Source organism: Gloeothece verrucosa PCC 7822 (assembly GCF_000147335.1).
Classification (GTDB): domain Bacteria; phylum Cyanobacteriota; class Cyanobacteriia; order Cyanobacteriales; family Microcystaceae; genus Gloeothece; species Gloeothece verrucosa.
This window is the reverse complement of record NC_014501.1, coordinates 2,589,710-2,614,537: the sequence shown is the minus strand read 5'-3', so window position 1 is coordinate 2,614,537 and position 24,828 is coordinate 2,589,710. Positions and strand designations below refer to the sequence as shown.

25 protein-coding genes are annotated in these 24,828 nt (G+C 40.5%); 14 read left to right on the top strand and 11 right to left on the bottom strand.

The window, feature by feature from the left end; genetic code table 11:
• Nucleotides 1–174: 174 nt before the first annotated feature.
• From CYAN7822_RS11445 to pyrH, 5 genes are all read left to right on the top strand, one after another.
• Nucleotides 175–495 (top strand): DUF3155 domain-containing protein, encoded by a 321-nt coding sequence (locus CYAN7822_RS11445; RefSeq protein WP_013322429.1) that lies wholly within the window; start codon nucleotides 175–177, stop codon nucleotides 493–495.
• Between the two features lie 155 nt (nucleotides 496–650).
• On the top strand, nucleotides 651–1,679 hold the full coding sequence (locus CYAN7822_RS11440) for a cysteine hydrolase family protein (RefSeq protein ID WP_013322428.1): 1,029 nt from the start codon (nucleotides 651–653) through the stop codon (nucleotides 1,677–1,679).
• A 76-nt stretch (nucleotides 1,680–1,755) separates the two neighbouring features.
• A complete protein-coding gene (locus CYAN7822_RS11435; protein ID WP_013322427.1) occupies nucleotides 1,756–2,709 on the top strand; it encodes a DNA cytosine methyltransferase in 954 nt (317 codons plus the stop codon).
• 93 nt (nucleotides 2,710–2,802) lie between these two features.
• On the top strand, nucleotides 2,803–3,711 hold the full coding sequence (gene speB, locus CYAN7822_RS11430; protein ID WP_013322426.1) for an agmatinase: 909 nt from the start codon (nucleotides 2,803–2,805) through the stop codon (nucleotides 3,709–3,711).
• 86 nt (nucleotides 3,712–3,797) lie between these two features.
• Nucleotides 3,798–4,520, top strand: coding sequence for a UMP kinase (gene pyrH / locus CYAN7822_RS11425; RefSeq protein ID WP_013322425.1), 723 nt, complete (start codon nucleotides 3,798–3,800; stop codon nucleotides 4,518–4,520).
• Between the two features lie 89 nt (nucleotides 4,521–4,609).
• On the opposite strand, the gene CYAN7822_RS11420 is transcribed toward pyrH, so the two are convergent.
• The 5 genes from CYAN7822_RS11420 to CYAN7822_RS11400 all read right to left on the bottom strand — a co-directional run bounded on the left by CYAN7822_RS11420 (nucleotide 4,610) and on the right by CYAN7822_RS11400 (nucleotide 6,958).
• Entirely contained in the window at nucleotides 4,610–4,918 is a 309-nt protein-coding gene (locus tag CYAN7822_RS11420) for a HigA family addiction module antitoxin (protein ID WP_013322424.1), read from the bottom strand.
• A gap of 24 nt (nucleotides 4,919–4,942) precedes the next feature.
• Nucleotides 4,943–5,236, bottom strand: coding sequence for a type II toxin-antitoxin system RelE/ParE family toxin (locus CYAN7822_RS11415; RefSeq protein WP_013322423.1), 294 nt, complete (start codon nucleotides 5,234–5,236; stop codon nucleotides 4,943–4,945).
• Nucleotides 5,237–5,245: 9 nt separating this feature from the next.
• Nucleotides 5,246–5,707 carry a beta-carboxysome assembly chaperone CcmS gene (gene ccmS / locus CYAN7822_RS11410; protein ID WP_041933213.1) on the bottom strand — a complete coding sequence of 154 codons (462 nt, stop codon included), beginning with the start codon at nucleotides 5,705–5,707 and terminating at the stop codon, nucleotides 5,246–5,248.
• Between the two features lie 199 nt (nucleotides 5,708–5,906).
• Entirely contained in the window at nucleotides 5,907–6,227 is a 321-nt protein-coding gene (locus CYAN7822_RS11405) for a slr1957 family protein (RefSeq protein WP_013322421.1), read from the bottom strand.
• Between the two features lie 161 nt (nucleotides 6,228–6,388).
• On the bottom strand, nucleotides 6,389–6,958 hold the full coding sequence (locus CYAN7822_RS11400; RefSeq protein ID WP_013322420.1) for a 5-formyltetrahydrofolate cyclo-ligase: 570 nt from the start codon (nucleotides 6,956–6,958) through the stop codon (nucleotides 6,389–6,391).
• Nucleotides 6,959–7,122: 164 nt separating this feature from the next.
• On the opposite strand from CYAN7822_RS11400, the gene CYAN7822_RS11395 reads away from it, so the two are divergent.
• The 3 genes from CYAN7822_RS11395 (at nucleotide 7,123) to CYAN7822_RS11385 (ending at nucleotide 10,056) form a co-directional block, all read left to right on the top strand.
• Entirely contained in the window at nucleotides 7,123–8,127 is a 1,005-nt protein-coding gene (locus tag CYAN7822_RS11395) for a hypothetical protein (protein ID WP_013322419.1), read from the top strand.
• 13 nt (nucleotides 8,128–8,140) lie between these two features.
• A complete protein-coding gene (locus CYAN7822_RS11390; protein WP_013322418.1) occupies nucleotides 8,141–8,629 on the top strand; it encodes a nucleoside deaminase in 489 nt (162 codons plus the stop codon).
• A 107-nt stretch (nucleotides 8,630–8,736) separates the two neighbouring features.
• Nucleotides 8,737–10,056: a bifunctional folylpolyglutamate synthase/dihydrofolate synthase gene (locus CYAN7822_RS11385; protein WP_013322417.1), complete on the top strand. Its 1,320-nt coding sequence runs from the start codon at nucleotides 8,737–8,739 to the stop codon at nucleotides 10,054–10,056.
• On the opposite strand, the gene CYAN7822_RS11380 is transcribed toward CYAN7822_RS11385, so the two are convergent.
• The 3 genes from CYAN7822_RS11380 to CYAN7822_RS11370 all read right to left on the bottom strand — a co-directional run bounded on the left by CYAN7822_RS11380 (nucleotide 10,053) and on the right by CYAN7822_RS11370 (nucleotide 12,665).
• On the bottom strand, nucleotides 10,053–10,511 hold the full coding sequence (locus CYAN7822_RS11380; protein ID WP_013322416.1) for a DUF2141 domain-containing protein: 459 nt from the start codon (nucleotides 10,509–10,511) through the stop codon (nucleotides 10,053–10,055). The genes CYAN7822_RS11385 and CYAN7822_RS11380 overlap by 4 nt on opposite strands.
• Nucleotides 10,512–10,926: 415 nt before the next feature.
• Entirely contained in the window at nucleotides 10,927–12,243 is a 1,317-nt protein-coding gene (locus CYAN7822_RS11375) for a recombinase family protein (protein WP_013322415.1), read from the bottom strand.
• 62 nt (nucleotides 12,244–12,305) lie between these two features.
• Entirely contained in the window at nucleotides 12,306–12,665 is a 360-nt protein-coding gene (locus tag CYAN7822_RS11370) for a VOC family protein (protein WP_013322414.1), read from the bottom strand.
• A gap of 363 nt (nucleotides 12,666–13,028) precedes the next feature.
• Between CYAN7822_RS11370 and pipX the strand changes: the two genes are divergently transcribed.
• The 4 genes from pipX to proC all read left to right on the top strand — a co-directional run bounded on the left by pipX (nucleotide 13,029) and on the right by proC (nucleotide 15,848).
• On the top strand, nucleotides 13,029–13,301 hold the full coding sequence (pipX, locus tag CYAN7822_RS11365; protein WP_013322413.1) for a transcriptional coactivator PipX: 273 nt from the start codon (nucleotides 13,029–13,031) through the stop codon (nucleotides 13,299–13,301).
• 5 nt (nucleotides 13,302–13,306) lie between these two features.
• On the top strand, nucleotides 13,307–13,963 hold the full coding sequence (locus CYAN7822_RS11360; RefSeq protein ID WP_013322412.1) for a YggS family pyridoxal phosphate-dependent enzyme: 657 nt from the start codon (nucleotides 13,307–13,309) through the stop codon (nucleotides 13,961–13,963).
• Nucleotides 13,964–14,290: 327 nt separating this feature from the next.
• On the top strand, nucleotides 14,291–14,884 hold the full coding sequence (locus CYAN7822_RS11355) for a cell division protein SepF (protein ID WP_013322411.1): 594 nt from the start codon (nucleotides 14,291–14,293) through the stop codon (nucleotides 14,882–14,884).
• A 154-nt stretch (nucleotides 14,885–15,038) separates the two neighbouring features.
• Complete coding sequence (proC, locus tag CYAN7822_RS11350; RefSeq protein ID WP_013322410.1) at nucleotides 15,039–15,848, top strand: pyrroline-5-carboxylate reductase; 810 nt, start codon at nucleotides 15,039–15,041, stop codon at nucleotides 15,846–15,848.
• A gap of 3 nt (nucleotides 15,849–15,851) precedes the next feature.
• On the opposite strand, the gene CYAN7822_RS11345 is transcribed toward proC, so the two are convergent.
• Entirely contained in the window at nucleotides 15,852–16,436 is a 585-nt protein-coding gene (locus CYAN7822_RS11345; RefSeq protein ID WP_013322409.1) for a hypothetical protein, read from the bottom strand.
• A 377-nt stretch (nucleotides 16,437–16,813) separates the two neighbouring features.
• Here CYAN7822_RS11345 and CYAN7822_RS11340 point away from each other — a divergent pair, with 377 nt between their 5' ends.
• Nucleotides 16,814–18,751 carry an FAD-dependent oxidoreductase gene (locus CYAN7822_RS11340; RefSeq protein ID WP_013322408.1) on the top strand — a complete coding sequence of 646 codons (1,938 nt, stop codon included), beginning with the start codon at nucleotides 16,814–16,816 and terminating at the stop codon, nucleotides 18,749–18,751.
• Nucleotides 18,752–18,778: 27 nt separating this feature from the next.
• Here CYAN7822_RS11340 and CYAN7822_RS11335 read toward each other — a convergent pair whose 3' ends face one another.
• Both CYAN7822_RS11335 and CYAN7822_RS35640 read right to left on the bottom strand, forming a co-directional pair.
• Nucleotides 18,779–21,268, bottom strand: coding sequence for a DUF3769 domain-containing protein (locus CYAN7822_RS11335; RefSeq protein WP_013322407.1), 2,490 nt, complete (start codon nucleotides 21,266–21,268; stop codon nucleotides 18,779–18,781).
• A gap of 240 nt (nucleotides 21,269–21,508) precedes the next feature.
• Nucleotides 21,509–21,625 carry a photosystem II reaction center protein I gene (locus tag CYAN7822_RS35640; protein WP_013322406.1) on the bottom strand — a complete coding sequence of 39 codons (117 nt, stop codon included), beginning with the start codon at nucleotides 21,623–21,625 and terminating at the stop codon, nucleotides 21,509–21,511.
• Between the two features lie 554 nt (nucleotides 21,626–22,179).
• Between CYAN7822_RS35640 and CYAN7822_RS11330 the strand changes: the two genes are divergently transcribed.
• On the top strand, nucleotides 22,180–24,618 hold the full coding sequence (locus tag CYAN7822_RS11330) for a glycogen/starch/alpha-glucan phosphorylase (RefSeq protein ID WP_245602758.1): 2,439 nt from the start codon (nucleotides 22,180–22,182) through the stop codon (nucleotides 24,616–24,618).
• The last annotated feature ends 210 nt before the right edge of the window (nucleotides 24,619–24,828 follow it).

The window sequence follows — 24,828 nt, the reverse complement described above, 5'->3', positions numbered from 1 at the left end:
CCAAGGGGTTTGGGAGACTCACAGCCAGACTCACTCACTAGCCTACCTTACAGAGGCAACCCTTAACTTCTATCTTACGGCTGTACGGTTGATTTTTTAATTTAGAACGGATATAATGCCAACGGCTTTTGTAACGATGATTACAGCGATTAGCCGAAATAGGAGGTAATTGGGTTGGCAAGAAAACGGAAACGGAAAAGTCGTCGTCGCCAAGAAGGGCGCAAAATTTTAGAGTTAGTACCCCAGTATAGTATCGAAAGTGGCGAAGATAAACCGGTAACAGCCGCCAGGAAATATATCCAAGAGCAAAAAATTGCTCCCCCGGCAGTATTAACGGTAAGACGCAATGAACATACCACTGATCGGTACTTTTGGGCAGAAAAAGGACTATTTGGCGCTCAATATGTAGAAGAGAATCATTTTCTCTTTCCGAGCTTAAGAGTGTATCAACCTCCAAGCAAAACTCCTGTTGCAACGGCGAGTAAACGCGGTTAGACAGTTTAACTAGGATAGGGCTTACAAACAGTCCCCATTAATCATAACTCTTAATGGTAGAGTTACGACAAGGGAAAATGTAAGCCCTTGAAATTTTTTTTAACAGGGAACAGTGATCCTTTGTAGCGCTCAGGAGCGAACAGGGAACAAGACTAATGACTAATCACTATCTTCCAATACCTTCCTTCTTTAATCCCCATCAAGTGGGAGGCGTTTGGCGAGTACCTTATCAACAAAGAGCAACTCAAGCCGCTCATTGGGCAAAATCTCATCAGATTAAACCAGCCGCCAAGGATCAAACTCGAATTTGTTTACTCCTGATAGATGTTCAAAATACCTTCTGTATCCCTGAGTTTGAATTATTCGTAGGCGGAACCTCCGGCAACGGAGCAGTAGAAGATAATATCCGTTTGTGTGAGTTTATTTATCGAAATTTAAATGTTATTACCCAAATAGCTTCCACAATGGATACTCACACGGCTATGCAAATTTTTCATCCGATTTTCTGGATTAATGATGCAGGCCAACATCCTGAACCTATGACATCTATTACTCTAGAAGATATTGAATTAGGAATCTGGAAAATTAATGCGGCTGTGGTTCATAGTCTGGCTCAGGGAAATGAAGAAATTTTAACCCAGCACGCTTTACATTATGCTCGACAATTGAGTCAAAATGGAAAATACTCTCTCATTATTTGGCCCTATCATTCTATGTTGGGCGGCATTGGCCATGCTTTAGTCTCTTCAGTCGAAGAAGCTCTCTTTTTTCACAATATAGCTCGCTCGAGTCAGACTCATTTTGAAATTAAGGGAGAACATCCTTTAACGGAAAATTATTCGATTTTTCGTCCTGAAGTGATACAAGGGGTAAGCGGCAAGATACTCGCTCCGAAAAATACTCGTTTTTTAGAGAAAATATTGGCCTTTGATGCTGTTATTATAGCTGGACAAGCTAAAAGTCATTGTGTGGCTTGGACAATTGATGATTTGTTAACTGATATAAGGGAAAAAGACCCCCGTTTGGCTAAAAAAGTTTATCTGTTAGAAGATTGTACTTCGCCGGTGGTGGTTCCTGGTGTGGTTGATTATAGTGATGTGGCTGATGCGGCTTTTAAACGTTTTGCTGATGCGGGTATGCACATCGTTAAGTCGACGGATTCTTTTTTAATTGAGCGCTCATGAGCAAAGAAAAAGGTTAAGCTGTGCGTTTTTTGTTATAATCCTGTTGATTAGATAGGCTTCCTAATTTGTCGGTGAAATGGGTTTATTTGATGTTGTTAAAGGGGAAAAAGTTATTAGATATATTGATCTGTTTTGCGGCATAGGGGGGTTCAGGATAGCGGCTAGTCAAGTTTGTCTTGAATATAATATTAAACCTCAATGTGTTTTTTCTTCAGATATTGATCCAGATGCTCAACAAGTCTATAGCAAATATTTTGGAGAAAAGCCGGCAGGAGATATTACTAAAATTCCGGCTGATAGTATTCCTGATCATCATCTTTTGTTAGCGGGTTTTCCTTGTCAACCTTTTAGTATTTGTGGAGTTCTTAAGGGGTTTGAAGATACTCGAGGAACTTTGTTTTTTGAGATTGCTCGGATTTTAGAATATAAAAAACCCTTAGCTTTTGTGCTTGAAAATGTTAAACAACTTTTCGGACATCAACAAGGAAAGACATTAAAAGTTATTATCGATATTTTGGAAAAGTTAGGATATAATGTCACTTATAAAATTTTGAATGCTTTAGATTTTGGATTGCCGCAAAAACGAGAACGGATTTTTATTGTGGGTTGTTTAGAGCCGATTCCTTTTGAATGGCCGATGCCGGTAAGAACGATTAAACCTTTAAAAGAAATTTTAGAAACGACGGTTGCCGCTTCTTATTACGCTTCAGAACAAATTCGTCTGAATCGATTAGCTAAATACCAGGGAAAAAACGATAATGAGCCGACAATTTGGCATGAAAATAAAGCCGGACATATTAGTGCTTATCCTTATTCCTGTGCGATGAGAGCAGGGGCATCCTATAATTATCTTTTAGTGAATGGAGAAAGAAGACTCACTGAGCGGGAAATGCTCCGTTTACAAGGCTTCCCTGAAGACTTTCAACTCCTTACCTCTTATTGTGCCAACCGCAAATTAGTCGGTAATAGTGTGGCTATTCCTTGTGTGGCGGGGGTGATTCGTTCTCTTTTTGAGGCGGTTGAACATTAAAAGTACAGAACTATTCGCAGTAATGAACAACCCCTGAAGAGACGAGAAATGAGATATCGTAGTCTATGGTGATCATTTATACCTTAAGCACCTATGCTTTTACAAACTACTCCTGCTGTACAACAATTTTTAGGCTCTGAAGCCATTACCCCTTACGAGTCAGCAAAAGTTGTCATATTACCCATACCCTACGAAGCCACCACCACCTTTCGCAAAGGATGTGAAAATGGGCCAGATGCTGTCTTAGAAGCCTCCCAACAACTAGAAGCTTATGACGAAGAATTACAGCAAGAAACCTGTATTGATGTGGGAATTTATACTCATGCTGCCATAGCTGATACTCGCTCTCAAGCAATCTCGGCTGAAGAAATGTTACAAGTCACCCGCGAAACGGTTTCTGAGTTAATAGCCGATCATAAATTTGTGATTGCTGTCGGGGGAGAACACGCCATCACCACAGGAGTCGTGAGTGCTTATCAACAGGCAATCGATGAACCCTTTACTGTCATTCAAATCGATGCTCATGGGGATATGCGCTCGAGTTTTGAAGGTTCCATCCACAATCATGCTTGTGTGATGAGACGAGTATTAGAAATGGGTTTACCGACTTTACCGGTAGGAATTCGCAGTATTTGTGCAGAAGAAGCTCAATTAATTCGAGAAAAACAAATTCCGGTGGTTTGGGCTAGAGAAATCGCGGCTCAACCGGATTGGATTGAAAAAGCACTCGCTCAGATTACGACAAAAAAAGTCTTTATTACCATTGATGTAGATGGCATTGATCCCAGTTTGATCCCAGGGGTGGGAACTCCTGAACCTGGCGGTATGGGATGGTACGATGTCCTGCACTTCCTCAAACGAGTTTTTCAAACTCATCAAGTGATCGGCTGTGATGTGATGGAATTAGCCCCTGTAAGAGATTCAGTGGTTTCCGAGTTTACTACCGCCAAATTAATCTATAAATTAATTGGATATCAAGCCCTGAGCCAAAATTGGTATTAATCTCTAATAATTAATGTCAAAAACCTGCTATGTTATGTGGAGATTAATTTTTAACAGTAGTAAACAATTAAAATTACGGCAGTAGAATGAGTTACCAACGGGTATTACTTAAACTGAGTGGTGAAGCTTTAATGGGGAATTTAGGATATGGTATCGATCCTAAAGTCGTTGCTGATATCGCTCAGGAAATCGCTGATGTCGTCAAGATGGGAATTCAGATTGCTGTTGTCGTCGGCGGTGGAAATATTTTTCGTGGAGTCAAAGCCGCATCGGCAGGAATGGACCGAGCAACGGCCGATTATGTCGGTATGATTGCTACAGTCATGAATGCGATCACCTTGCAGGATGCTCTAGAACACATTAATATTCCTACACGAGTCCTTACTGCTATCGCTATGCAGGAAGTCGCAGAACCTTATATTCGGCGGCGAGCCATTCGTCACTTGGAAAAAGGGCGAGTGGTAGTCTTTGGGGCGGGTTCTGGAAATCCCTTTTTTACCACTGATACAACGGCGGCCCTGAGAGCGGCTGAAATTGAGGCTGAGGTAGTCTTTAAAGCCACTAAAGTTGATGGGGTTTATGATAGTGATCCCCATAAGAATCCTGAAGCGCGGCGCTATCGTAGTTTAACCTATGGTCATGTGTTAACCCACGACCTGCGGGTAATGGATGGAACAGCGATCGCCCTCTGTAAAGAGAATAATATTCCTATTATGGTGTTTGATTTGTCGGTTCCTGGGAATATCGTTCGAGCTATCCAAGGAGAACCGGTGGGAACTTTAGTCGGTAGTTTCTGTGAAGTTAGCTAGAGCTTCTGTTTAGAAGGGATTTAATATATTATCTCGAGGGGGTTGAATGAAACCCCTTTATCAGTTTTTCAGATTTTTTTTTCTTGTTCTTAAACCCGTTCTGAATAGGGATGAATTTTTGCTAGATCAGAAGCTTCTAGTTGCTCTATGTGATAGATATCCCAGCGCAACTGGAGATTAAGCCAAAACTCAGGAGACATCCCCCAAAATTTAGCCAAACGCAAAGCTAAACGCGGCTTCATTCCCTGAGTACCTTTGACCAATTCCTTGATTTCTTCAGAGGAAATATAGAGTTTTTCGGCTAATTCTTCCTGAGTGATTGCCAAAGGTTCTAAAAATTCTTTTAAAAGCATTTCACCTGGATGAGTAGGAATTCTATGAGTAGGAATATTAATCATTAAATACTCTCTCCTTAACTAAAGTTAATGATAATCAACGATTTCTACATCGGTAGGACTATCATCAGTCCAAGTAAAACAAACTCGATATTGATCATTGATTCTAATACTATATTGTCCTAAGCGCTCTCCTTTTAAAGGTTCTAGTTTGTTTCCAGGAGGAACCCGGAGTTCATCTAAAAATTTTACAGAGTCAATTTGATCGAGTTTTCTAGCTACTACATCCCACAAATTTTGAGGGCAGATTTTTCTGGCTAGTTTAGTATCTCTCCCATTAAAAATATCTTCAGTTCCTTGATTTTTGAAAGAGCGAATCATCTAAGTTTATTATTGACTTTTTACTGTGATCAGTTCTCCCATCCGTTTCTCAAGTTTTTCTATTAAGCCGCTTAGATCTTCCCCAACTTCTTCAAAACACTGTGGTGGTGTTGGTTGAGGTTTAAAATAAATTAACTTAATTTGTCCTTCTCCAATGCCAACAATAGCCACCTCCTCAGCCGCATTATATTTCTCCAAAATTCCCAAAATTTCTTGAATTTTCTGGTCTAGCTGACGATTCAACTGATCTAAAGATTCCTTTGAACAACGAACGAAATGGGGTGAGGGTTGTAAATCAATTCCTAAAGCGTCTTGATTGGGGGAGAATGCGAGTTCCGCACTGTCTCCCCACTCTTGCAACAACCCCCAAGCTAACGCGGCTAAATCTTTTTCATTTTCCTTGACGAACTGGTTTAATTGATGCCGCCATTGATTGGCTTCATCTTTTGGTAAAGGACTTCCAAACATGATTATTTTTTCTTACTCTCTCATAAAATCATAACAGTGAAGTGCCTTTTACTGAAAACCTGGCAACCGTTCATGGTATAACTGGTCACCAGGCTTTTTAGGTCAAATATCAGACAAGATTAACAATTAACTCCAATCCGAGAATTCCTCGCTGAGAACTCCATCGAGTCTCACCCTGTTGAAAGATTCCCTATTGGCGACTTCAAATGTCTTCCACTTCCAATTTAGCCACTGCGATCGCATCAAAAGCAAATGCCAATACTAAAGGCATCGGGCTTTTTAGTAAAAAACTCAAAATTATTGCGCCTACGCTAACCACACTCAATAAACTTAACCACGCTTTCTCTTCAATACATAACCCTTTTTCTGCCTTAATCAATCTCAGAACCTTTGAAGGAATCGGTTCAGGCATGACTGCATGGGGAGGAAAAGCCCAATATTGATTGTAACCACCTACCACTAAATCGGTCCAACCATTGTTTTGACACCACTCTTCAATCCATTGATCACAATAATGCTTCATAGTCTAATTTCGATAATCCCTATAGTTTTCTTTTTATAATTAATTATTTATAGCTTAACTTCGCTATTCATCATAGCTAAGGTTGTATAGAAAACCGCTTAGAATTAATAAATCTTAATAAGATTCATTAGATAAATTTACTTGAGTATAAATACTTTTTCCTATCTGGAGGTAATCATCAGAAATTCATTTTCGGTACAAATGCCATCTAAAGGTTGGTCCCAAGATTCAATCGGTAAGTGCGGCAAAAAAGCGAAATCGAAGACTATGCCAATAGAGGGAATATTTTGCCATTGAGGATCGGCTAACATCCGGTCATAAAAGCCGCCACCATATCCCAAACGATAGCCAAAACGATCACAAGCAACAGCAGGTACAAGAATCAAATCAACTTCGGTAGGAATTAATTGGGGAGCATCAGTTAAAGGTTCTTCAATGCCATAAATTCCCTTTTGTAGCGGCTGGCCAAACTGCCACAGATGCCACACTAAAGATTGCTCGACACAACGCGGAAAACCCCATTTACAGTGATCAGTAAACAAGGGACTGAGGTCGGGTTCTTGCCGAAAACTGAAATAAGCAAGAATCGTTTTTGCTTCCCTAAATACAGATGAAGACTGAAGACGTTGAACGAGGCGATCACTTTTTTCTCTCCAGACAGCGTGAGCAAGGGACCGCCGCTTTGATAATAATTGTTTGCGTAAACTCGTTTTACTTAAAGGAGGATTCATCGAATAAAAACTAAGAAGTTAGCCAAGGCTGTCTTCAAGATTCTAGCAGAGCTTGAGTCTCTTAATCTTGATGCTTTCTAAAACTTATGAGACTTGCTTGGGAACTTTCTTGTATAATTTTTATGGCATGAATTAATTTACATCAATAAGCAAGAGGTTTAACGATGAATTTGTCCGTAGTTTTAGATGTGATTATTAGTTTTAGCTTTATTTACTTACTTTTAAGTTTAGTTGCTTCCGAGATTCAAGAGCTTATCGCAACGCTATGGCAATGGAGGTCTAGACATTTAAAATATTCTATTGCTAAGTTATTTGGTTTAGAAAATAAGGAAAAAACCGATAAGGTAGAAGACAATAAGGCGTTAAAACTGACCGAAAAAATTTGGGAAAATTCTTTAATTAGAGGTTTATACCAAACGGGAAAGTACAGAATGGTTAAATTTGATGGACCTTCCTATATTAAGGCTAAAACTTTTTCTGAAGCTTTTTTGTCGACTCTTTCTGAAACAGAAGAAAATTTTCCCAAAGACATAAAAACCTTGAAGAACAATATTGAACAGTCACCGCTCATCAATAAGTCTTTAAAAGAAAGTCTTTTATCCTTAGTTAAAATTGCTGAATTTAAAGTTAAAGAAGGACAAAATGCCGTGCTTCAATTTCAAAAAGAACTAGAAATTTGGTTTGACGATTCTATGGCAAGGGCGGCTGGTGCTTATAAAAGAAATGCTAAAGGAGTAGCCTTGATCATCGCTTTGGCTTTAGCTGTGGCAGTTAATGCCGATACCGTATATATCTTTAATAGTCTGTCCAAAAATTCCACCTTGAGAATGACGATTAATCAACTGGCAGACGAAGTAATTCAATCTAACTATCCAAAGGTTTCTGATTGTTTAGACAATGCCCAAGAAACGAGCGATACAAATAACTGTTTCAATCCCGTAAAAGAGCAAATTAACACAACTTTTAATGACCTGTCTACTCTCCCTATAGGTTGGGATTTATCCCATCCTTGGGATAAACAATTTTTGCCCTTAACCCAGAAAAATGTATTTAAAGCGATTATTGGTTGGGTGGTTAGCGCCATAGCAATTTCAATGGGCGCCCCCTTCTGGTTTGAATTTCTCAATAAATTTATTAACATTCGCAATACCGGTAAAAAACCCAGTTAGTAGGTGCTTAAAATTGGATAAATATATTACCCAGTTAGATGAAAAAAGCTATCTCAAGCATCAACAGTGGATGAGTCGAGCGATCGTACTTGCACAACAAGCGGCATTAGCAGGAGATGTTCCTGTTGGTGCTGTTATTCTTGATAGAGAAGGTCGTTTAATTGCTGAAGCGTCTAACCGAAAAGAACGAGACCAAGACCCAACGGCTCATGCAGAAATTCTCGTTCTTCGCCGTGCTAGTCAAATCTTAAAAACTTGGCATTTAGAAGCTTGTTATCTTTATGTTACCTTAGAACCCTGTCCTATGTGTACAGGAGCCATTATTCAGGCCAGAATAGGGTTATTAGTTTATGGGGTAGATGACCCAAAAACGGGAACTATTCGTACTGTTGCTAATTTACCCGATAGTAGTTGTTCTAATCATCGATTATCAGTTCTGTCTGGTATTATGGAATCTGCTTGTCGGGAACAGTTACAAACTTGGTTTGCTCAACGAAGATAGGGAACAGGGAATAGGTACTCGTGCAAAAGGCAAAAAGGAATAGGCAAAAACCAGTCTCTTAACTAACAACTAATGACTAATGACTAATGACTAATGACTAATGACTAATGACTAATGACTTAGACGCTTTACTAAAACCTTATCAACATTTTGGGGTTCATCTGGGTTTAGAACGTATTCAACGTTTATTATCAGCACTGGGTAATCCTCATCATCGTGTTAAGATTGTTCATGTTGCCGGAACTAATGGCAAAGGCTCCGTTTGTGCTTATCTTTCCTCTGTATTAACACAAGCCGGCTATACTGTTGGACGTTATACCTCTCCTCATTTAGTCCATTGGAATGAAAGAATTTGTCTTAATGAACAACCTATTCCCACAACGGTTTTAGCCGAGATTCTACAACAAATTCAAGCCGCTATCCCTAGTGCGGAACGAGTTCCGCACCCCACTGAATTTGAAAGTCCCACTCAGTTTGAAGTCATTACCGCCGCCGCTTGGTTATATTTTGCTCAAAAAAGGGTAGATATTGCCATTATGGAGGTAGGATTAGGAGGACGCTTGGATGCAACTAATGTCTGTGACCATCCTTTGGTTAGTGTTATTACTTCTATTAGTCGAGAACATTGGCAAGTGTTAGGCCCTACAGTTGCTCACATTGCTGGGGAAAAAGCCGGTATTTTAAAACCTGGTTGCGCGACTGTCATCGGAAATTTGCCGCCAGACGCTAAGGCGGTGGTAGCAAGTCGTCTCCAACTACTAAATTGTCCGGCTGTTTGGGTAAGTCCTTCTTCTCCCATGAAACAAGGGTGGGCAAAATATACGGGAAACAGAACCATCGAGTATCCTTTAGCGTTACTCGGGGATATACAGTTAATGAATTCAGCTATCGCTATAGCAGTTTTAGAACGTTTACAAGAACAAGGGTTTGAGATTTCTGATGCGGCAATTGTAAGCGGAATGGCTAAAACTCGATGGTCGGGGCGAATACAGTGGATCGAGTGGCTTAATCGCTCAATTTTGATTGATGGGGCCCATAATCCTGCGGCTGCCCTCAGTTTACGTCAATATGTGGATAGCCTCAATCAACCGGTTAGTTGGGTAATGGGAATACTATCCACTAAAGACCATCAAGACATTTTTGAAGCTTTATTGCGTCCTGGAGATCGTTTGTATCTGGTTCCGGTTCCGGAGCAAGCGACTGCTGATCCGGCAGTTTTGGCGGCTTTGGCTAAAGAGGTTTGTCCGCATTTAGACTTAGTTAAACCCATGTCTGATCTGTTTAGCTGCCTAGAAGTTGCTATTAATGAAGACCCCGCCCTTGAAGATTTAAATAAGTCTTCAGAGCGAGTGATTGTTTTGTGTGGTTCGCTTTATTTATTGGGCTATTTTTTCTCTAGTTATAACCAGAAACTATCAAATATCTAAACTCCGAAATACTTTAACTGGATGCGAATATTGGTCTGTTGACCACTGACTATAATGGCAGACTCTCCAAATTTAGGCGGGCCTGTTAGTATTTTGGGATTATTAGAAAAGCCAAAGCCTTCTATCGGAATTCCGAGTAGGTTACGGTTCAGTTTACCGTCAATGTTAGCATCATGAATAACGGCAACTGCATAGCTTCCTGGGTCTAGATTCTCAAATGAGATTGTTTCTGAAGCCCCTGTAACGCCCAGACATCGAGCTTGTACCGCTTGATTTTTGCTGCTTGGAAAACCTTTACTACTCGAAAATACGCTGATACAAACTTGACCTTTTAGGCTTTTAAGTCCATCAATGGTGATATTTAATTCTGTTTTGGCGTTGGCTTGTGCTTTGACAATGAATAAACCACTGCTTACCATTGCCAGTAAGAGTCCATTTATTAACCAGGGTTTCATAATAGTTCCTTTTAGTTTCAATAATTAGTTATTCAAACACAATAATAGTTTTGGCTTACTCAAGATAAGCGCATTTATGAAGAATTTTTTTTGTCATGAATCCTGAACACAATGGTCACAACATTATTGATTATTCTCCACTGCGTAAAATTCTATCTTTAGGTTAATTGACATTGGGAGCAGGCTAACCCTGCAAAGATAGCAAAATATCTCCAAGATTGCTCTTGAGTATTTTTTTTCTACGGTTTTTTAGGGGCCTTAATTGAACAACATTAAAGTTAATGTAACATATTTTTTACATTTTTTCTAAAGATTTTTTTAAGCTTTTTAGCAGATGCCCTTCTTCCCTGTCTCCTAGCGAAAAAGCCTTGTCAGCCGCGAACTTTTGTTCGCCCGTAGAGCCGCTTTGAATTTTTTAAAAAATAAATATTAATTGAACTGCCCAATCATCGGGTTGAAGACGAATAATTTCCACCTGACGAATAAACTCACGAAAATAAAACCGCCGTTCTGCTTCGGATAAATCTAACCAAAACTGAGGAATGGTGACCGCTTTGGTAATAATTTTTAAATCTCCGGGCGGTAATTGATCGAGTTGGGTTTGCAATTGAGCTATCTCAGTTTTTAATTGATAACTGCGTAAATCCGAGGTTTGCTGCTCTAAAATTCCTTGCTCTTGTAACTGGGATAATTGATCAATGATCGCTTTTTTTTTGCTGATATTTTCGGTTAATTTTAGCTTAATAGCTTCTAAATTAGGTAAATTTAACTGAGCAACAGCCAAAGGCAAATCTTGACAAATTTTCAGAATAGTTTTGTTTAAAACCTCTTGATAAAGAATCGCTTGACACTTGGGCTGTAAAGGACAATTCATCGGTCGTAAATAAAGATATTCAGTTTTTTTATTGCGGGTAGTGACGCGGGTAATGGTCATCTGAGATTGACATTGGTTACAACTGACTAAGCCGGCTAAAGAACGCGGTGCGCTGGCTGTTCGAGGGGCTAAATTACTATTACGTCTTAATAAGCGATCAATTTGAGCGGCTTCTTCGCGAGAAATAATAGGCAGATGGGTATCAGGAATAATATCCGAATTTTGGTAAGCTAAGTCTCCCCGATAAACGGGATTAGTTAACCATTTTCGAGCAGTAGAAACCGAAATTTTTTTCCCATAGCGTTTTTCTAAATAGCGCACGGCTCCCCGTAAAGAACCAAAGAGTAAAAAACGTTCAAAAAAATCCTTAACCACCGGGGCGGTACTGCGATCAAGGATGTAGCGATCTTTGCCTCGGCGATATCCATAAGGGGCTTTTCCGGGTGGCGGTAAGGCTTTAATTCGGTTGCGGGCATGTCCTTTTTTTAAGCGTTGGCGGCGTTGATTTTTTTGGATCTCTTGTAAAAGTTTGGTTAAATGAGTACGGATATCTTTAGGGCTATTTTTGTTGAGTAGAGAAGAACTATAAGGCTGTTCTGTGGCGATAATTTCGATGCCAAGGTTTTCCAGTTGATTGAGGCGTTCGCCGACTTGTTCTACTGTATCGCCTAATTCTTCTAAGCGGCGAATTAATAAATAAGTTGGGGGATCGATTTGCGCTTGGGTTAAGAGTTCTTGTAACTGAGGACGTTGTGGGTCTAAATCTTGATAAACCTGATCGACTTCTAAGCCCCAAATTGAGATATTAGGCGGCGATTCTAACAGGGGATCACTATATAGATAAGCGATGATTTTCATAAAATCGGCACTATTATTAAGACTAGGCAAGAAGCCAGAAAAAAAGACGCTCTGACTAATGACTATTGACTAATTTCTATAATGTTCCCGTCAGGGTCTTGAGTAAATAAAGCGGCTCGTCCAGAAGCGCTCATTTGGAAAGGATAACCGTAACGTTGTAACTGTTCTTTCATGGCTTCTAAATCAGCTACAGCTAAAGCAAAGTGAGGATTGCGGCCCCATTTTTCTTCGTTTTGATGAGTGATGGTTAAGTTAGAGTCAACAATTAAATGGATTTGATAATCTCCAATTTGATACCAGATGCCAGAATATTTTAAGCTTCTATCCACTTGGGTTAATCCTAAAATATTGCTGTAAAAGTGTGCGGCTTTTTCTAAATCTGATACTAAAATTGCTGTGTGAAGACATCGGGTTATCTGCATAGTTACTATTTTTATTTTTCAATATATAGTGTTGATCATATAAGTAAGTAGGTGGGCATAATTAAACGTAAAACGGAGAGAGGGAATAGGGAACAGGGAACAGGCAACAAATAAGGAATTGAGGCATTTTTAAGAGTTAATCCATTGTTCATTTATTTTTGCCCACCTACTTAAGTTTATCTCGTAGAGCCTTTCTCTTTAGGGTTAGGGCCGTTACTCCCTGCTCCCGCGCGAAGAAATGTGAAACATCATCTCTAGCTTCAGAGTTAGGGCACTCATCTTGCTAAACTGGTTGAAAAAGCTAATGATGGTCCCCAACTCAATAAATCCCTTTAACTAGGAAGACTGCTGTTGTCACTGTTAATGAATAACGAAACTTATTTAAATCACCCGACCTTTGGTTTACTCTATAGAGTGTGCTTAGTGGAGGAGAACCAGGAGATTTTTACCACCCTTTACGCGCAACGTCTATTTTTTTTGGTTAAACTTAAGCCAAACGGTGTTGTTTCTTTTGAAACCATTAGTCGCTCAGATGCTCGTGTACTGGTAGAAAATCGTCTGCGTCATATGCGGCGTACTGCTTCAGTAGAAGACTATCAAGAGTTACATAATATATATCAGCGCACTTTTGTCTAGCTTTTATGACGATCGCTCAACGGATTGACCAAATTCGCTCTTTTATTCCTTCCCACGTCCGTCTTATCGCCGTTACTAAACAGGTACCCACTGAAGCAATGCGCGAAGCTTACCAGGCGGGAATCCGAGATTTTGCCGAGAATCGTCTGCAAGAAGCTTTAGTCAAACAAGAACAACTCCAAGACTTACCTGATCTTTGTTGGCATTTTATCGGCCATTTACAGAGTAACAAAGCAAAAAAAGTTTTGGAAAGTTTCGAGTGGATTCACTCGGTGGATAGTCTCGAACTCCTTCAACGTCTAGATCGTTTGGCCAAAGAATTATCCAATGTGCCGCGAATCTGTCTCCAAGTTAAAGTGTTACCTGACCCGAATAAATATGGCTGGCCGATTCCTGAATTCCTCCAAGACATACCACAAATCGAGAAATGTTGCCAGTTAAAAATTCAGGGTTTGATGACAATTTTACCCTTGGGATTAAATGAAGCAGAAATTAAAGCCGCCTTTGAAACCACTCGAAAATTAGCTCTCCAAGTTAATGGGCAGTCACAGCTAGAGATTCGAGAGTTATCAATGGGAATGTCAGATGATTATCAATGGGCTGTGGGTGAAGGTGCTACCATGATTCGCTTAGGGCGAATTTTGTTTGGAGAGAGAGCCTAAAAAATTTCTTAAAATTTTTTTTAGAGTTTGTCAACTTTGATCTAAAATTGGCTAGTAAATCAACTTCAGTTCCAGCGTTAAAGATGGAACTAAAATTTAGGTTAACACGACTAAAAGGGGAAAGTCTCAATTCGTTGTTACCTTAACCTAAATAAGCCAATTAAGTCAGTTTCTTTGTACTAAAGAGGCCGATTTAGGAAAGCCAGAAGAGGAAATGGTAAATTAACCATTAAAACTCGGATTTTTCAATTCCGTTCATCTTTAACTTAAAAACCAACTTGTCGCAAGGCATTAACCATAAACTAAAGTCGTTAAGGGAACTGGACTGTGAATACAATCTTAACAAAGTTAAAAGATTTCGTCGGTATTACAGAGCAAGAGGACGAATATGAAACCGACTATGAGGAGATGGAATATGATAAGAGATATTCCAAAAACAATCAATCAGAGTTGGTAGAACCAGAAGAAGAAGAACCTATTAAGAGTCGTCGGACTCGGGAGAGTTTCAGTCTAACATCAGATACAGGCATGGGAACAACAACCACGAGGAACAATGTAATTGGTATGCCAGGAATCACCAATGGGATTGCGGAAGTCGTTGTCATCGAGCCGCATTCTTTTGAAGAAATGCCTCAAGTGATCCAAACCCTTAGAGAGCGCAAGTCAGTCGTCTTGAATCTCAATGTTATGGACCCCGAGGAAGCTCAAAGAGCAGTAGATTTTGTTGCGGGTGGAACCTATGCGATTGATGGTCATCAAGAGCGCATTGGCGAAAGTATTTTCTTATTTACTCCTAATTGTGTAAAAGTAAGTACATTAACAGGAACGGTTCATGATGTTCCTGATGCTCCTAAAACCTCAACTCGTTCTAGTATGTCCTCTCCCATTTGGGGAGCCGAAGCGAGTCGCATTGCTCAGTAATAGAATGAGTCATTAGTCATGAGTCATAAGTCATTAGTTAATAGTTAAAGCATAAATAATTCAATAAATAACAATGACAACTGACTGGATTTGAGCCATGATCAATGACTAATGACTGATGCCCCCTAATCAGTAACCATCAATTATTATAAAAGTGTCTATTCGCTTAGGAATTATTGGGGGTGGAGTGATGGCAGAAGCTATCCTCTCCCGTCTAATTCAAGAAAAAATTTATGATCCTAACGCTGTATTGGTCAGTGAACCTCAACCCCAACGGCGTGATTTTTTGCAGAAAACTTATCAGGTACAAGTCACTTCAGATAATCGAGAGACTGCCACGGCCGAAGAAGTATTATTATTAGCCATTAAGCCGCAAATTTTAGATAAGGTCGTCGAGAATTTAGGACTGTTATTTCCTAGGCGCTACCCGCCCTTAATCATTTCAATTCTGGCAGGTGTAACCTTAAAGCGTTTAGAACAAGCTTTTCCTGAACAGGCAGTTATTCGAGTAATGCCGAATACGCCCGCCACAGTAGGAGCCGGTATCAGTGCCATCGCCTCTGGGAAACAAGTCCAATCTCAACATCTTTCTTGGGCACAGTCAATTTTTGGTGCAGTGGGAAAGGTGGTGGAAGTATCCGAGTCTTTAATGGATGCTGTGACCGGTTTATCCGGTTCAGGTCCGGCTTATGTAGCCATTATGATAGAAGCTTTAGCCGATGGGGGAGTCGCTGCCGGTTTGCCCCGTCCGATAGCTCTACAATTGGCAATACAAACTGTTTTGGGGACGGCTCAGTTATTGGCTGAATCGGGTCTTCATCCAGGAGAATTGAAAGATAAGGTGACTTCCCCAGGTGGGACAACCATAGCGGCTGTTGCTCAGTTAGAAAAGGCGGGTTTTCGTTCAGCACTCATTCAGGCGGTGGTGGCGGCTACAAGGCGCTCTCATGAGTTAGGCGCTTAATATTTAATTCAAGTAAACTTGACCATTTTTTTGAATTCTCACCACCCCTTGAGTATCATTAAAATTGGGATTTTCCTGCAAAGTAATATTTAATAAATCAGACTCAGAACTAACAGGAATAATCTTTAAAAACCCATTATCTGGACGAACAAGCGTAATAGTGACAGGCAGAGGAATATCTTGAAGCTCTATATTTTGCCGCCCCAATAATTGCCGTTGATTAGTATGTCCAATCACTTCGTAAGTGACCACCGTATTAGTCGTATTATTTAATTGAATATTGACATAACCTTGTTTAGGAATAACACTAGCCACTGCGGGAGTGGTATCCTCCGGTAAAGGAGGAGTCGCCTGAGTGCCCGATTCTACAGGCTTAACATATTCAATTCTTGATGTTCCAGATAGATTTGTATCATTAGCGGGACATCCAGCAGGAGGAGTTAAAAGAGTGGCCCAAGGCGCTTCATAATATAGTCTGGGACAAACAGGAGATGTTATCACTTCTTGAGCAGATGCGCTTAAAGCCATTAAAGGAATTCCTAGCACCAAACTGCCGCCTATCCCGAAAATGCCAGCATATTTAAACATAATAAAAAACCTCCTTTTACTCTTTTGTATTTAGCCTAATAAGATCTAAGTTTCAACTCATTAGACTTGATCACTTTTTTCTTTTTCTCCCCTTTATTAAGAGAAGTTGGGGGAATATATTAGATGCCGCTTCAGGGCAAATTGGGATGAGAAAATTATTTAAAGATTGGTTAGGGAATTTTTACAATTTTTAGAAATAAAAGCGTCTTTTGAGCAGCCATTGAGCGGCTCATCTCATCTATGAGTTAGTCATCAAGCTTTCTCTTTTTATTTCACCTTAAAATACGGCTAATATCATCCTACTTTCGATAGGTTCGCTTCTCGGTCAAGAGTTTAAGGTATTATCAAATTTAAAATCAACTTAAACTAACCCGGTCATGAGTCAATCCTCGCTTTCTTCCTGGGCAATCTCGCGGCGAACTGCCTTAAAAATGCTTGGTGTTGGTGCTGTAGGAGCAATAGTAAGCTATTCCCGTTTTTCTAAGCCTCAACCCTTTATATTTCAGAAAGATTCTTTAAACTTACCTCTCAATCTAAGTGCCCCTAAATCCGTCGTAGTGATTGGTGCCGGGTTAGCCGGGTTAGCTTGTGCCTATCAACTGAGTCAACGGGGGTTTCAAGTAACACTCTTAGAACGCTCCCCCAATTTAGGCGGAAAAATTGCCAGTTGGATCATTGAAGTAGGCGACGAACAATTTAAAATGGAGCATGGCTTTCATGGCTTTTTCCCCCAATACTACAACCTAAACAATTTAATACAAGAACTAGAAATTAGCGACAATTTTCAATCTCTAGACTTTTATTCTCTACTGTTTCGCCAAGGAACTTATCACGAAGAAGTCTTTCGCCCTACGAACACTGCTTTTCCTTGGAATATCGTTGATTTAGCCATTTCTTCTCCTAACCGCTTACGTTGGGGAATTAACCTAGCTAATCCTGGCCATTGGCAGGTTTTTAGGGCAATTACAGGTTTTCAAATTCCCAAAAGCTTTAATCATCTCGATGAAATCTCTGTGGCAGATTGGGCGGCTAAAGATTTCCCGAAAGGATTATATGATCTTTATTTCCTTCCCTTTGCCAAATCCAGTCTCAATGCGCCTGAGCATTTAAGTACAGGAGAACTCTTACAATTTTTCCATTTTTATTTCTTTGGGAATCCTGAAGGATTAGCCTTTAATGGAACTAAGGATGACATGGGAACAAGCTTAGTAACACCCATTGCTCAAGCCATTGAAAATCGAGGCGGTAAAATCCGCACACAAGCAACCATTTCTGAAATTGGCTTGTCTGAGGGGAAAATTGAGTTTCTGGCTTATCAACAGGGAGATGCTCTCACAGATATTCCCTTTTGGGTAGAACCGAATCGAGCAATAGAAGATGACAAGCTATTATATTATGGGGCAGGAGATCGAGTTTTTGCCGCCCAACCTGGAAGCACTCAAGCCATTTCTCTGACTTGTCCTCATGAGGGTTGTACTGTATCAAAACAGGCTGATGGTAACTTTTTATGTCCTTGTCATGGGGCATTATTTGATGTAGAAGGGCGAGTCATGCGAGGTCCAGCACAACGAGATTTAGCGCAATTTAAAATCTTGCAACGAAAAGATGAACAAATTCAGTTAGTCGCCCATGCACCCAATTTATCATTAATGCGGGAAAAAATTGAGGCTGATTATTATGTAATTGCCACAGATGTACCGGGCGTGAAACAGTTGTTAAATTTAATGACCGGAGAAATTAACCCGAGCCTAAAACAACAAATTGAGCAATTAGCCATTGCCGATCCTTTTGCCGTTGCTCGTTTCTGGTTTGATCAAGATTTTACCTGGCAACATAGTTATTTTACTTCCCTATCTGGCTATGAACTAACTGATAGTATTACTCTGTATCATCGCCTTCAAAAACAATTTATTGACTGGGCTAAAAAGACAGGAGGAAGTGTCGTAGAACTACACGCTTATTGTTATAGTGAAAAAAAATTTCCCACTCAAGAAGCACTCTTAACGACCTTTGAACAAGAACTTTATCAAATTGTGCCTCAATTAAAAAATGCTACCGTTTTACATCGAGAGTTAGTCAATCAAAAAAACTTTTCTGGATATCCCCCCAAGAGCTACCGCGAACGTCCAGAAACCACGACGGAAATTTCTAATTTAATTTTTGCCGGAGATTGGGTGAAAATGCCTTTTCCTTGTGGTTTAATGGAACGAGCAGTAAGTAGTGGATTATTAGCGGCTAATGCCATTCTTCAACAAGAAGGTTTACAAAGAAGAATCCTATTTTCTGTAGCTCCTGAAGGAATGCTCAAGATTTAAGCATTTTGCTGTTACCACACTCACGTTTTAATTCTGCCTTACGCCATCAACCACAGGACGAATTAAAGTTCCTTCAAACAATCCGGGGTTACCTGTCCAGTTAAAGTCACTGATCCGTAAATTAATAGAACCTAATTCTAAAACAGGATTATAACGTAGGAGAATACTATAAGTTCGGCGGCTCCATTCTATCACCAAATCTGTGCTAATTTCTTTTGATTCATCGAGACTGTAGGAAGTTTGAAAACCCACGCGAATCGGACCATAAACTTGCTGAGTAATGCCATAAGAAATAATTCTTTGATCCACAAAACGATCAAAGTAAAAAGGAGACTCATCACCCCGTAATCCTTGACTATAGCTGAGATTAAACCCAGTATAATCCCAAGCATTTCGGGAAAAATGTCCAAATTGTCCAGAAAAGCCCACAGTAGCCGTTAGAGAAGGCTGTGTACTGCCATCACCATAAAAACTAGCCACACCGGTAATGCCGGTGTTAAAGACAATATAAGGTAAAACCGGGGTAGGGGTAAATCGTAATCCTTGCTCAGGAGTTGGGGGTAAAGCTTTCCCATACCAAAGTAAAAAAGGACGAGTCATTGTAGCCGCGCCTTGGGTACGGGAGAGAGTAACTAAATTATTCTTAGGTTTATTGCCTAGCAATTCTTGTCGATCAGTGGGAGCTTTGATACTTTGAATAGAACCTTGATAAGTTAATAAAATACCGGTATTACCAATATAAGTACGAGGAGAAGTAATCACAAAACCCAGACTATCTTCTACGGTTTGGTAGCCCAAAGACCCATTATATAGACGTTCTCGATAATTATATTCAAAATTAAAACGAAAAGGATTACTTAACTCACCGATTTTGTGCTGAACTCTGAGTTTAGTTCGTAGGTGGTTACTCGTATCGTCAAGCTTAAGACTCGACAAAGAAACCGTCGATTCAAAAGAGGTTCGTTTGCTGAAGTTGAGATCTAATTCACTGACTAAACCAAACACTTCAGGACTGAAAGCACCAACTGATTCATCATTAGGACGTGAGGTAGGAAAAGTATCAGGAAACAGAGCTTTTTGAATCAAATATTGGGGAGTAATACGAAGACTAATAACAGGGTTATCAATAAGAGGAAAACCACTCTCAACGTAAAGGCCCCCTCTTTCCTCTCCATCATATCCAAAACCAATAATACCGGGTTGGCGATTGCGGCGATCTAAAACCACTCGATCAGTAGTAGGAATAGATACCCTTTGATCAAAAACAATGCGGGAACGAGTGAGGTTAATTTCCTGCACTTGAGGAGAAACTTTTCTTAACTGAGCTTGTGCCGCTCGGACTTCTAATTCTGGAGGAGAAAAAGGATCATTGGTAAAACGGATATCAGTAGCATCCCAATTAGGGCCTTCAAATTTTAATTCTTGAGCTTGGAAGCGAATGCGATTAATTTGTCCGCCACCACCTTGTATAGATTGACTATTAGGTGTCCCTAATCTTTGAGTACCAAAAACGAATTGATAGCCGCCTGCTGTGGTGACTCGTTGTAGAGGTTGGTTATTGGCCAGACGATCATTTAAATTGCTATAAGTGGCTCCCCCGGCGCTGACATCGTTGGACACATTAGCCGAAAAATCTTGACCGGTGGTAGGTTGATAAATTTCCCCATTAGCATTAAAAACCACGCCGCTATCTTCGACAAAATAATACTCAAAACGATCACCACGAATAACTTGTTCTCCGCGTTTAAGAATCACTTGTCCTTCTGCCACAGCTAAACGCTTAGGAATATTCACCTGTAGGCGATCGGCCGTTAGGTATCCGTTAGTTAACTGCATCGAAACATTCCCTCTGGCCGTGACAATTTTTCGCACCGAGTCATATTCTTGTTGATCGGCATCGAGTTCAATCACATCCTCTTGTTCAGGAGGCGTTGAGGGGGGAGTGGTACTGGGTTCAGTTTGAGGCGTTTTAGGGGAACGGGGTGTTTGGGCAAGAGGATCGTCGTCTTCGGCGGCAGTCAACGGCAGCTTATAGACTCGTTGTTGTCCATTCTGTTTAGAGGTGACTCTCACGGTGGCTATAGCACTTCTTTCGAAACCCTCTTTACGCTCTAAACCAAAAATAACTTGTTGAGGAGAAGCCGCTCTTGGTGAGGCAATTTCAGTGCTTGGGGTTTTCGTGGGCGCTTGAGGGTTTTTCGGTGAATTAGCATCAACAGAAATGGGTTCGCCTAATTGCTCCGCGCTCTGTGCTGTGGTTTCATTGGACTGATGAGGGTCTATCTTAGGAATTTCTTGGGGATCAGAGTAATAAAATTCTACAACGGCCGGAATCGTTTCAACAGATGTTTGTTGTCTCTTTTGAGATAAGCCTTGTCCCTCCCTGATAACAGTATTTTTTTCGGTGGTAGTCGGTTGAAGATTTTGAGCTAACTGGGTAGATTTCTGGGGTTCGCTTTGGGGAGTAAAGGGTTGGATTAAAGCAGGGGGGGATAATAGAGTAACAAATGGGAGCATTTTATTACAATTAGGCGAGGGCAGAGTCGTTCATTGCTCGAACCTCAGCTTCGATTATCACATAGAAGCCTAGAGACGAGATAATGCGGCTTAGGTTAGGATTGTCCATTTTTAGAATTTAACTTTCCCTCCAGAGTGCCTATAGGCTCTCTTGATTATCTTAACTAAAGACTAAAAATTGATGAGCATTTGTTCCTGAGCCGTAGCCGTCTCGAATCTCTAGGTTACTTCAACGACTGATTATTCGAAGTCTTTACGTCCTGGATTACGAGTTGGGTCGCTAGATAAGAAGCCAAACACGAACAGGGCGATAAAAAAGGTAACAACGATATATACAACGATTTTAAGGGTTAACATTCTAGTATCTCCTGATCAACTTTTGATTAAGATTTTGGGGGTTTCATGATATCTTGACTTACTTTACCTTATTTTGGGTTCGATAGAGATCCCATTACCTTGATAATAGATAATGGAGGATAAGTTTATACTGAGGGTTCCCTTGCCATTTTGGAGTTCACTAAAACCTAATTTAGACTTTACTAGCAAAGTGTGAGAAATGAGCCACAAGTCAAGTCACGATCATTTATTCTGACAATTGTCGATTCTTAAGTTGCAACTCTTATCAGTCAGCACTCCCCACTTCAAGCCGTCGCGCCTGAAGTTCAAATGCTTCTTTCTATCTCCTTTTGATGGGAACGGCCCTGTAGCACTTCCTTTTTGAGGGAAAAAAAGAGCCGGCACCGCTCCGGTACTCCCGTCCGGTGAAGAAAGAGACATCACATCCACATTAAACAGATGGACGAATGACGAATATGGAGAATACTTACCTTTCTCAAACCGCCACCAATTTTAGCCAAGATGGAATACAATCTGTGGCGGGCAACATTCAAATTGAAGATGACCGTACAGGCATGAGTCCAGATACACTCAAACGTGCTTTTCTGGATAATTTATTCTATATTCAAGGAATTGCTCAAGAACAAGCTGCCCCTTATGATTACTATCTCGCTTTAGCCTATACGGTCAGAGATCGTTTATTGCACCGCTTTATCAAAACGGTAGAGACTTACAAAAAAAGACAAGAAAAACTCGTGTGCTATTTGTCAGCCGAGTTTCTGATGGGTCGCTACTTGGGCAATAATATGGTTAATTTGGGAATGTATGAAGAAATGCGTTCCACTTTAGCCGATTTAGGCTTGGATATTGATGAAATATTAGAACAAGAACCGGACCCCGGTTTGGGAAATGGCGGTTTAGGCCGTTTAGCCGCTTGTTTTCTCGACTCTTTAGCCAGCTTAGAAATCCCCGCCATTGGTTACGGAATTCGCTATGAATTTGGGATTTTTTATCAGGTCATTAAAGATGGCTGGCAAGTGGAAATTCCCGATAACTGGCTGCGTTTTGGCAATCCTTGGGAACTTCCTCGCCCGAATGAATCAGTAGAAGTGAAGTTAGGCGGCTTTACCGAAACCTATCACGATGATAAGGGCAATCTCAAAGTGCATTGGGTTCCCGAACGCACCATTTTAGCGGTTCCCTACGATACGCCGGTACCCGGCTATAAAACCAATACGGTTAACCCCTTAAGGTTATGGAAAGCCGAAGCGTCTGAAACCTTTAATTTTGAAGCCTTTAATGCGGGACAATATGACCGCGCGGTGGCTGAAAAAATTGATGCTGAGACGATTTCAAAAGTTCTCTATCCCAATGATAATACCCCCGCCGGACGTGAACTGCGTTTGGCACAGCAATATTTCTTTGTTTCTGCTTCTTTACAAGACCTGATTCGGATTCATCTACGTACCCATAACAATTTAGATGATTTCCATGAAAAGGCGGCGATTCAACTGAATGATACTCACCCGGCTGTGGCTGTAGCGGAGTTAATGCGGCTGTTAGTGGATGAACATGGGTTAGATTGGGCAAAAGCTTGGAATATTACCCAAAAAACCCTAGCTTATACCAATCATACTCTGATGCCCGAGGCCCTGGAACGTTGGTCTGTCAGTTTATTTGAAAAACTTCTTCCTCGACATCTAGAGATTATTGGTTTAATTAACTTTTTCTTTTTAGAAGATGTTCGGACTTGGTTCCCCGAAAATGATGAATTAGTAGGAAAGTTATCTATTTTTGAAGAGTTGGTCCATAAACAAATTCGTATGGCCAATTTAGCCTGTGTGGGAAGTCATGCCATTAATGGAGTAGCGGCTTTACACTCAGATTTGCTCAAAAAAGATACCCTACGGGAGTTTGCTTTACTGTGGCCGGATAAGTTTTTCAATAAAACCAATGGGGTGACTCCTCGTCGTTGGATCTTACTCAGTAACCCGAAATTATCCGCACTCTATCATGAAAAAATTGGCGATGGCTGGCTTAAAGACCTGAATCTGTTGCGACAATTAGAGGGTTATGTAGAAGACTCGGAGTTTCGCCGTCGTTGGCGGGACATTAAACAGGATAATAAGCAGAGTTTGGCCACTTATATCCTCAAAACGAGAAATATTGAAGTGGATGTTAATTCTATCTTTGATGTTCAAGTTAAGCGGATTCATGAATACAAACGTCAGCATTTAGCGGTGCTGCACATTATTACTCTTTATAACCGCATTAAACAGAATCCCAATCTGGATATTGTGCCGCGTACTTTTATTTTTGGCGGTAAAGCGGCTCCCGGATATTTCATGGCTAAGTTAATCATTAAATTGATTAATTCTGTGGCTGATGTGGTCAATAAAGACCCTGATGTACGCGGGCGTTTAAAGGTGGTTTTCCTGCCGAATTTTAATGTTTCTCTCGGTCAACGGATTTATCCGGCGGCTGATCTGTCTGAGCAAATTTCTACCGCCGGTAAGGAAGCTTCTGGGACAGGAAATATGAAATTTGCCATGAATGGGTCCTTGACGATCGGAACCTTAGACGGGGCTAATATTGAGATTCGTGAAGAGGCCGGTTTTGAGAATTTCTTCTTGTTTGGGTTAACCGCAGAAGAAGTTTATGCACTCAAACGCGACGGTTATGATCCGATGAAATATTATCTACTTAACCGTGAGTTGAAGGGCGTTATTGATCGCATTAAGAGCGGTTATTTTAGTCATGGTGACCGAGATTTATTCCAGCCTATTGTTGATTCTTTGTTGTATGACGATCAATATCTCTTGTTAGCTGATTATCAAGCTTATATTGAATGTCAAGAACAAGTTAGTAAGGCTTATACTGATCAAGAATCTTGGACAAGGATGTCGATCCTAAATGCGTTACGCATGGCTAAGTTTTCCTCTGATCGCACCATCTGGGAATATTGTCAGGAAATTTGGAATGTTAAGCCGGTTCGCATTGAGTTAAATGATTAATGCTCTTTTTCGGATTCGGGTTAGGGCGTTTCGTCTTGTAAAATTTGCCCTCTCCTGCCGGTGATCCCCTCTAACCCCCCGCAGATTCGGGGGGAATAATTTTTTTAGGAGTTACGCACCCCCGATTAAAAACTTAAATAAAATGAAAAAACCCGGTAAAAACCGGGCTGCACTAGCTTGGTGATAAGTCTTTTATTAAAAATTATCCCA

Coding starts and splice junctions, on each gene's coding strand:
- CYAN7822_RS11440 (WP_013322428.1), top strand. CDS start 651: ATGACTAATCACTATCTTCCAATACCTTCCTTCTTTAATCCCCATCAA.
- CYAN7822_RS11435 (WP_013322427.1), top strand. CDS start 1,756: ATGGGTTTATTTGATGTTGTTAAAGGGGAAAAAGTTATTAGATATATT.
- speB (WP_013322426.1), top strand. CDS start 2,803: ATGCTTTTACAAACTACTCCTGCTGTACAACAATTTTTAGGCTCTGAA.
- pyrH (WP_013322425.1), top strand. CDS start 3,798: ATGAGTTACCAACGGGTATTACTTAAACTGAGTGGTGAAGCTTTAATG.
- CYAN7822_RS11420 (WP_013322424.1), bottom strand. CDS start 4,918: ATGATTAATATTCCTACTCATAGAATTCCTACTCATCCAGGTGAAATG.
- CYAN7822_RS11415 (WP_013322423.1), bottom strand. CDS start 5,236: ATGATTCGCTCTTTCAAAAATCAAGGAACTGAAGATATTTTTAATGGG.
- CYAN7822_RS11405 (WP_013322421.1), bottom strand. CDS start 6,227: ATGAAGCATTATTGTGATCAATGGATTGAAGAGTGGTGTCAAAACAAT.
- CYAN7822_RS11400 (WP_013322420.1), bottom strand. CDS start 6,958: ATGAATCCTCCTTTAAGTAAAACGAGTTTACGCAAACAATTATTATCA.
- CYAN7822_RS11395 (WP_013322419.1), top strand. CDS start 7,123: ATGAATTTGTCCGTAGTTTTAGATGTGATTATTAGTTTTAGCTTTATT.
- CYAN7822_RS11385 (WP_013322417.1), top strand. CDS start 8,737: ATGACTAATGACTTAGACGCTTTACTAAAACCTTATCAACATTTTGGG.
- CYAN7822_RS11380 (WP_013322416.1), bottom strand. CDS start 10,511: ATGAAACCCTGGTTAATAAATGGACTCTTACTGGCAATGGTAAGCAGT.
- CYAN7822_RS11375 (WP_013322415.1), bottom strand. CDS start 12,243: ATGAAAATCATCGCTTATCTATATAGTGATCCCCTGTTAGAATCGCCG.
- CYAN7822_RS11370 (WP_013322414.1), bottom strand. CDS start 12,665: ATGCAGATAACCCGATGTCTTCACACAGCAATTTTAGTATCAGATTTA.
- pipX (WP_013322413.1), top strand. CDS start 13,029: ATGAATAACGAAACTTATTTAAATCACCCGACCTTTGGTTTACTCTAT.
- CYAN7822_RS11360 (WP_013322412.1), top strand. CDS start 13,307: ATGACGATCGCTCAACGGATTGACCAAATTCGCTCTTTTATTCCTTCC.
- CYAN7822_RS11345 (WP_013322409.1), bottom strand. CDS start 16,436: ATGTTTAAATATGCTGGCATTTTCGGGATAGGCGGCAGTTTGGTGCTA.
- CYAN7822_RS11340 (WP_013322408.1), top strand. CDS start 16,814: ATGAGTCAATCCTCGCTTTCTTCCTGGGCAATCTCGCGGCGAACTGCC.
- CYAN7822_RS11335 (WP_013322407.1), bottom strand. CDS start 21,268: ATGCTCCCATTTGTTACTCTATTATCCCCCCCTGCTTTAATCCAACCC.
- CYAN7822_RS35640 (WP_013322406.1), bottom strand. CDS start 21,625: ATGTTAACCCTTAAAATCGTTGTATATATCGTTGTTACCTTTTTTATC.
- CYAN7822_RS11330 (WP_245602758.1), top strand. CDS start 22,180: ATGAGTCCAGATACACTCAAACGTGCTTTTCTGGATAATTTATTCTAT.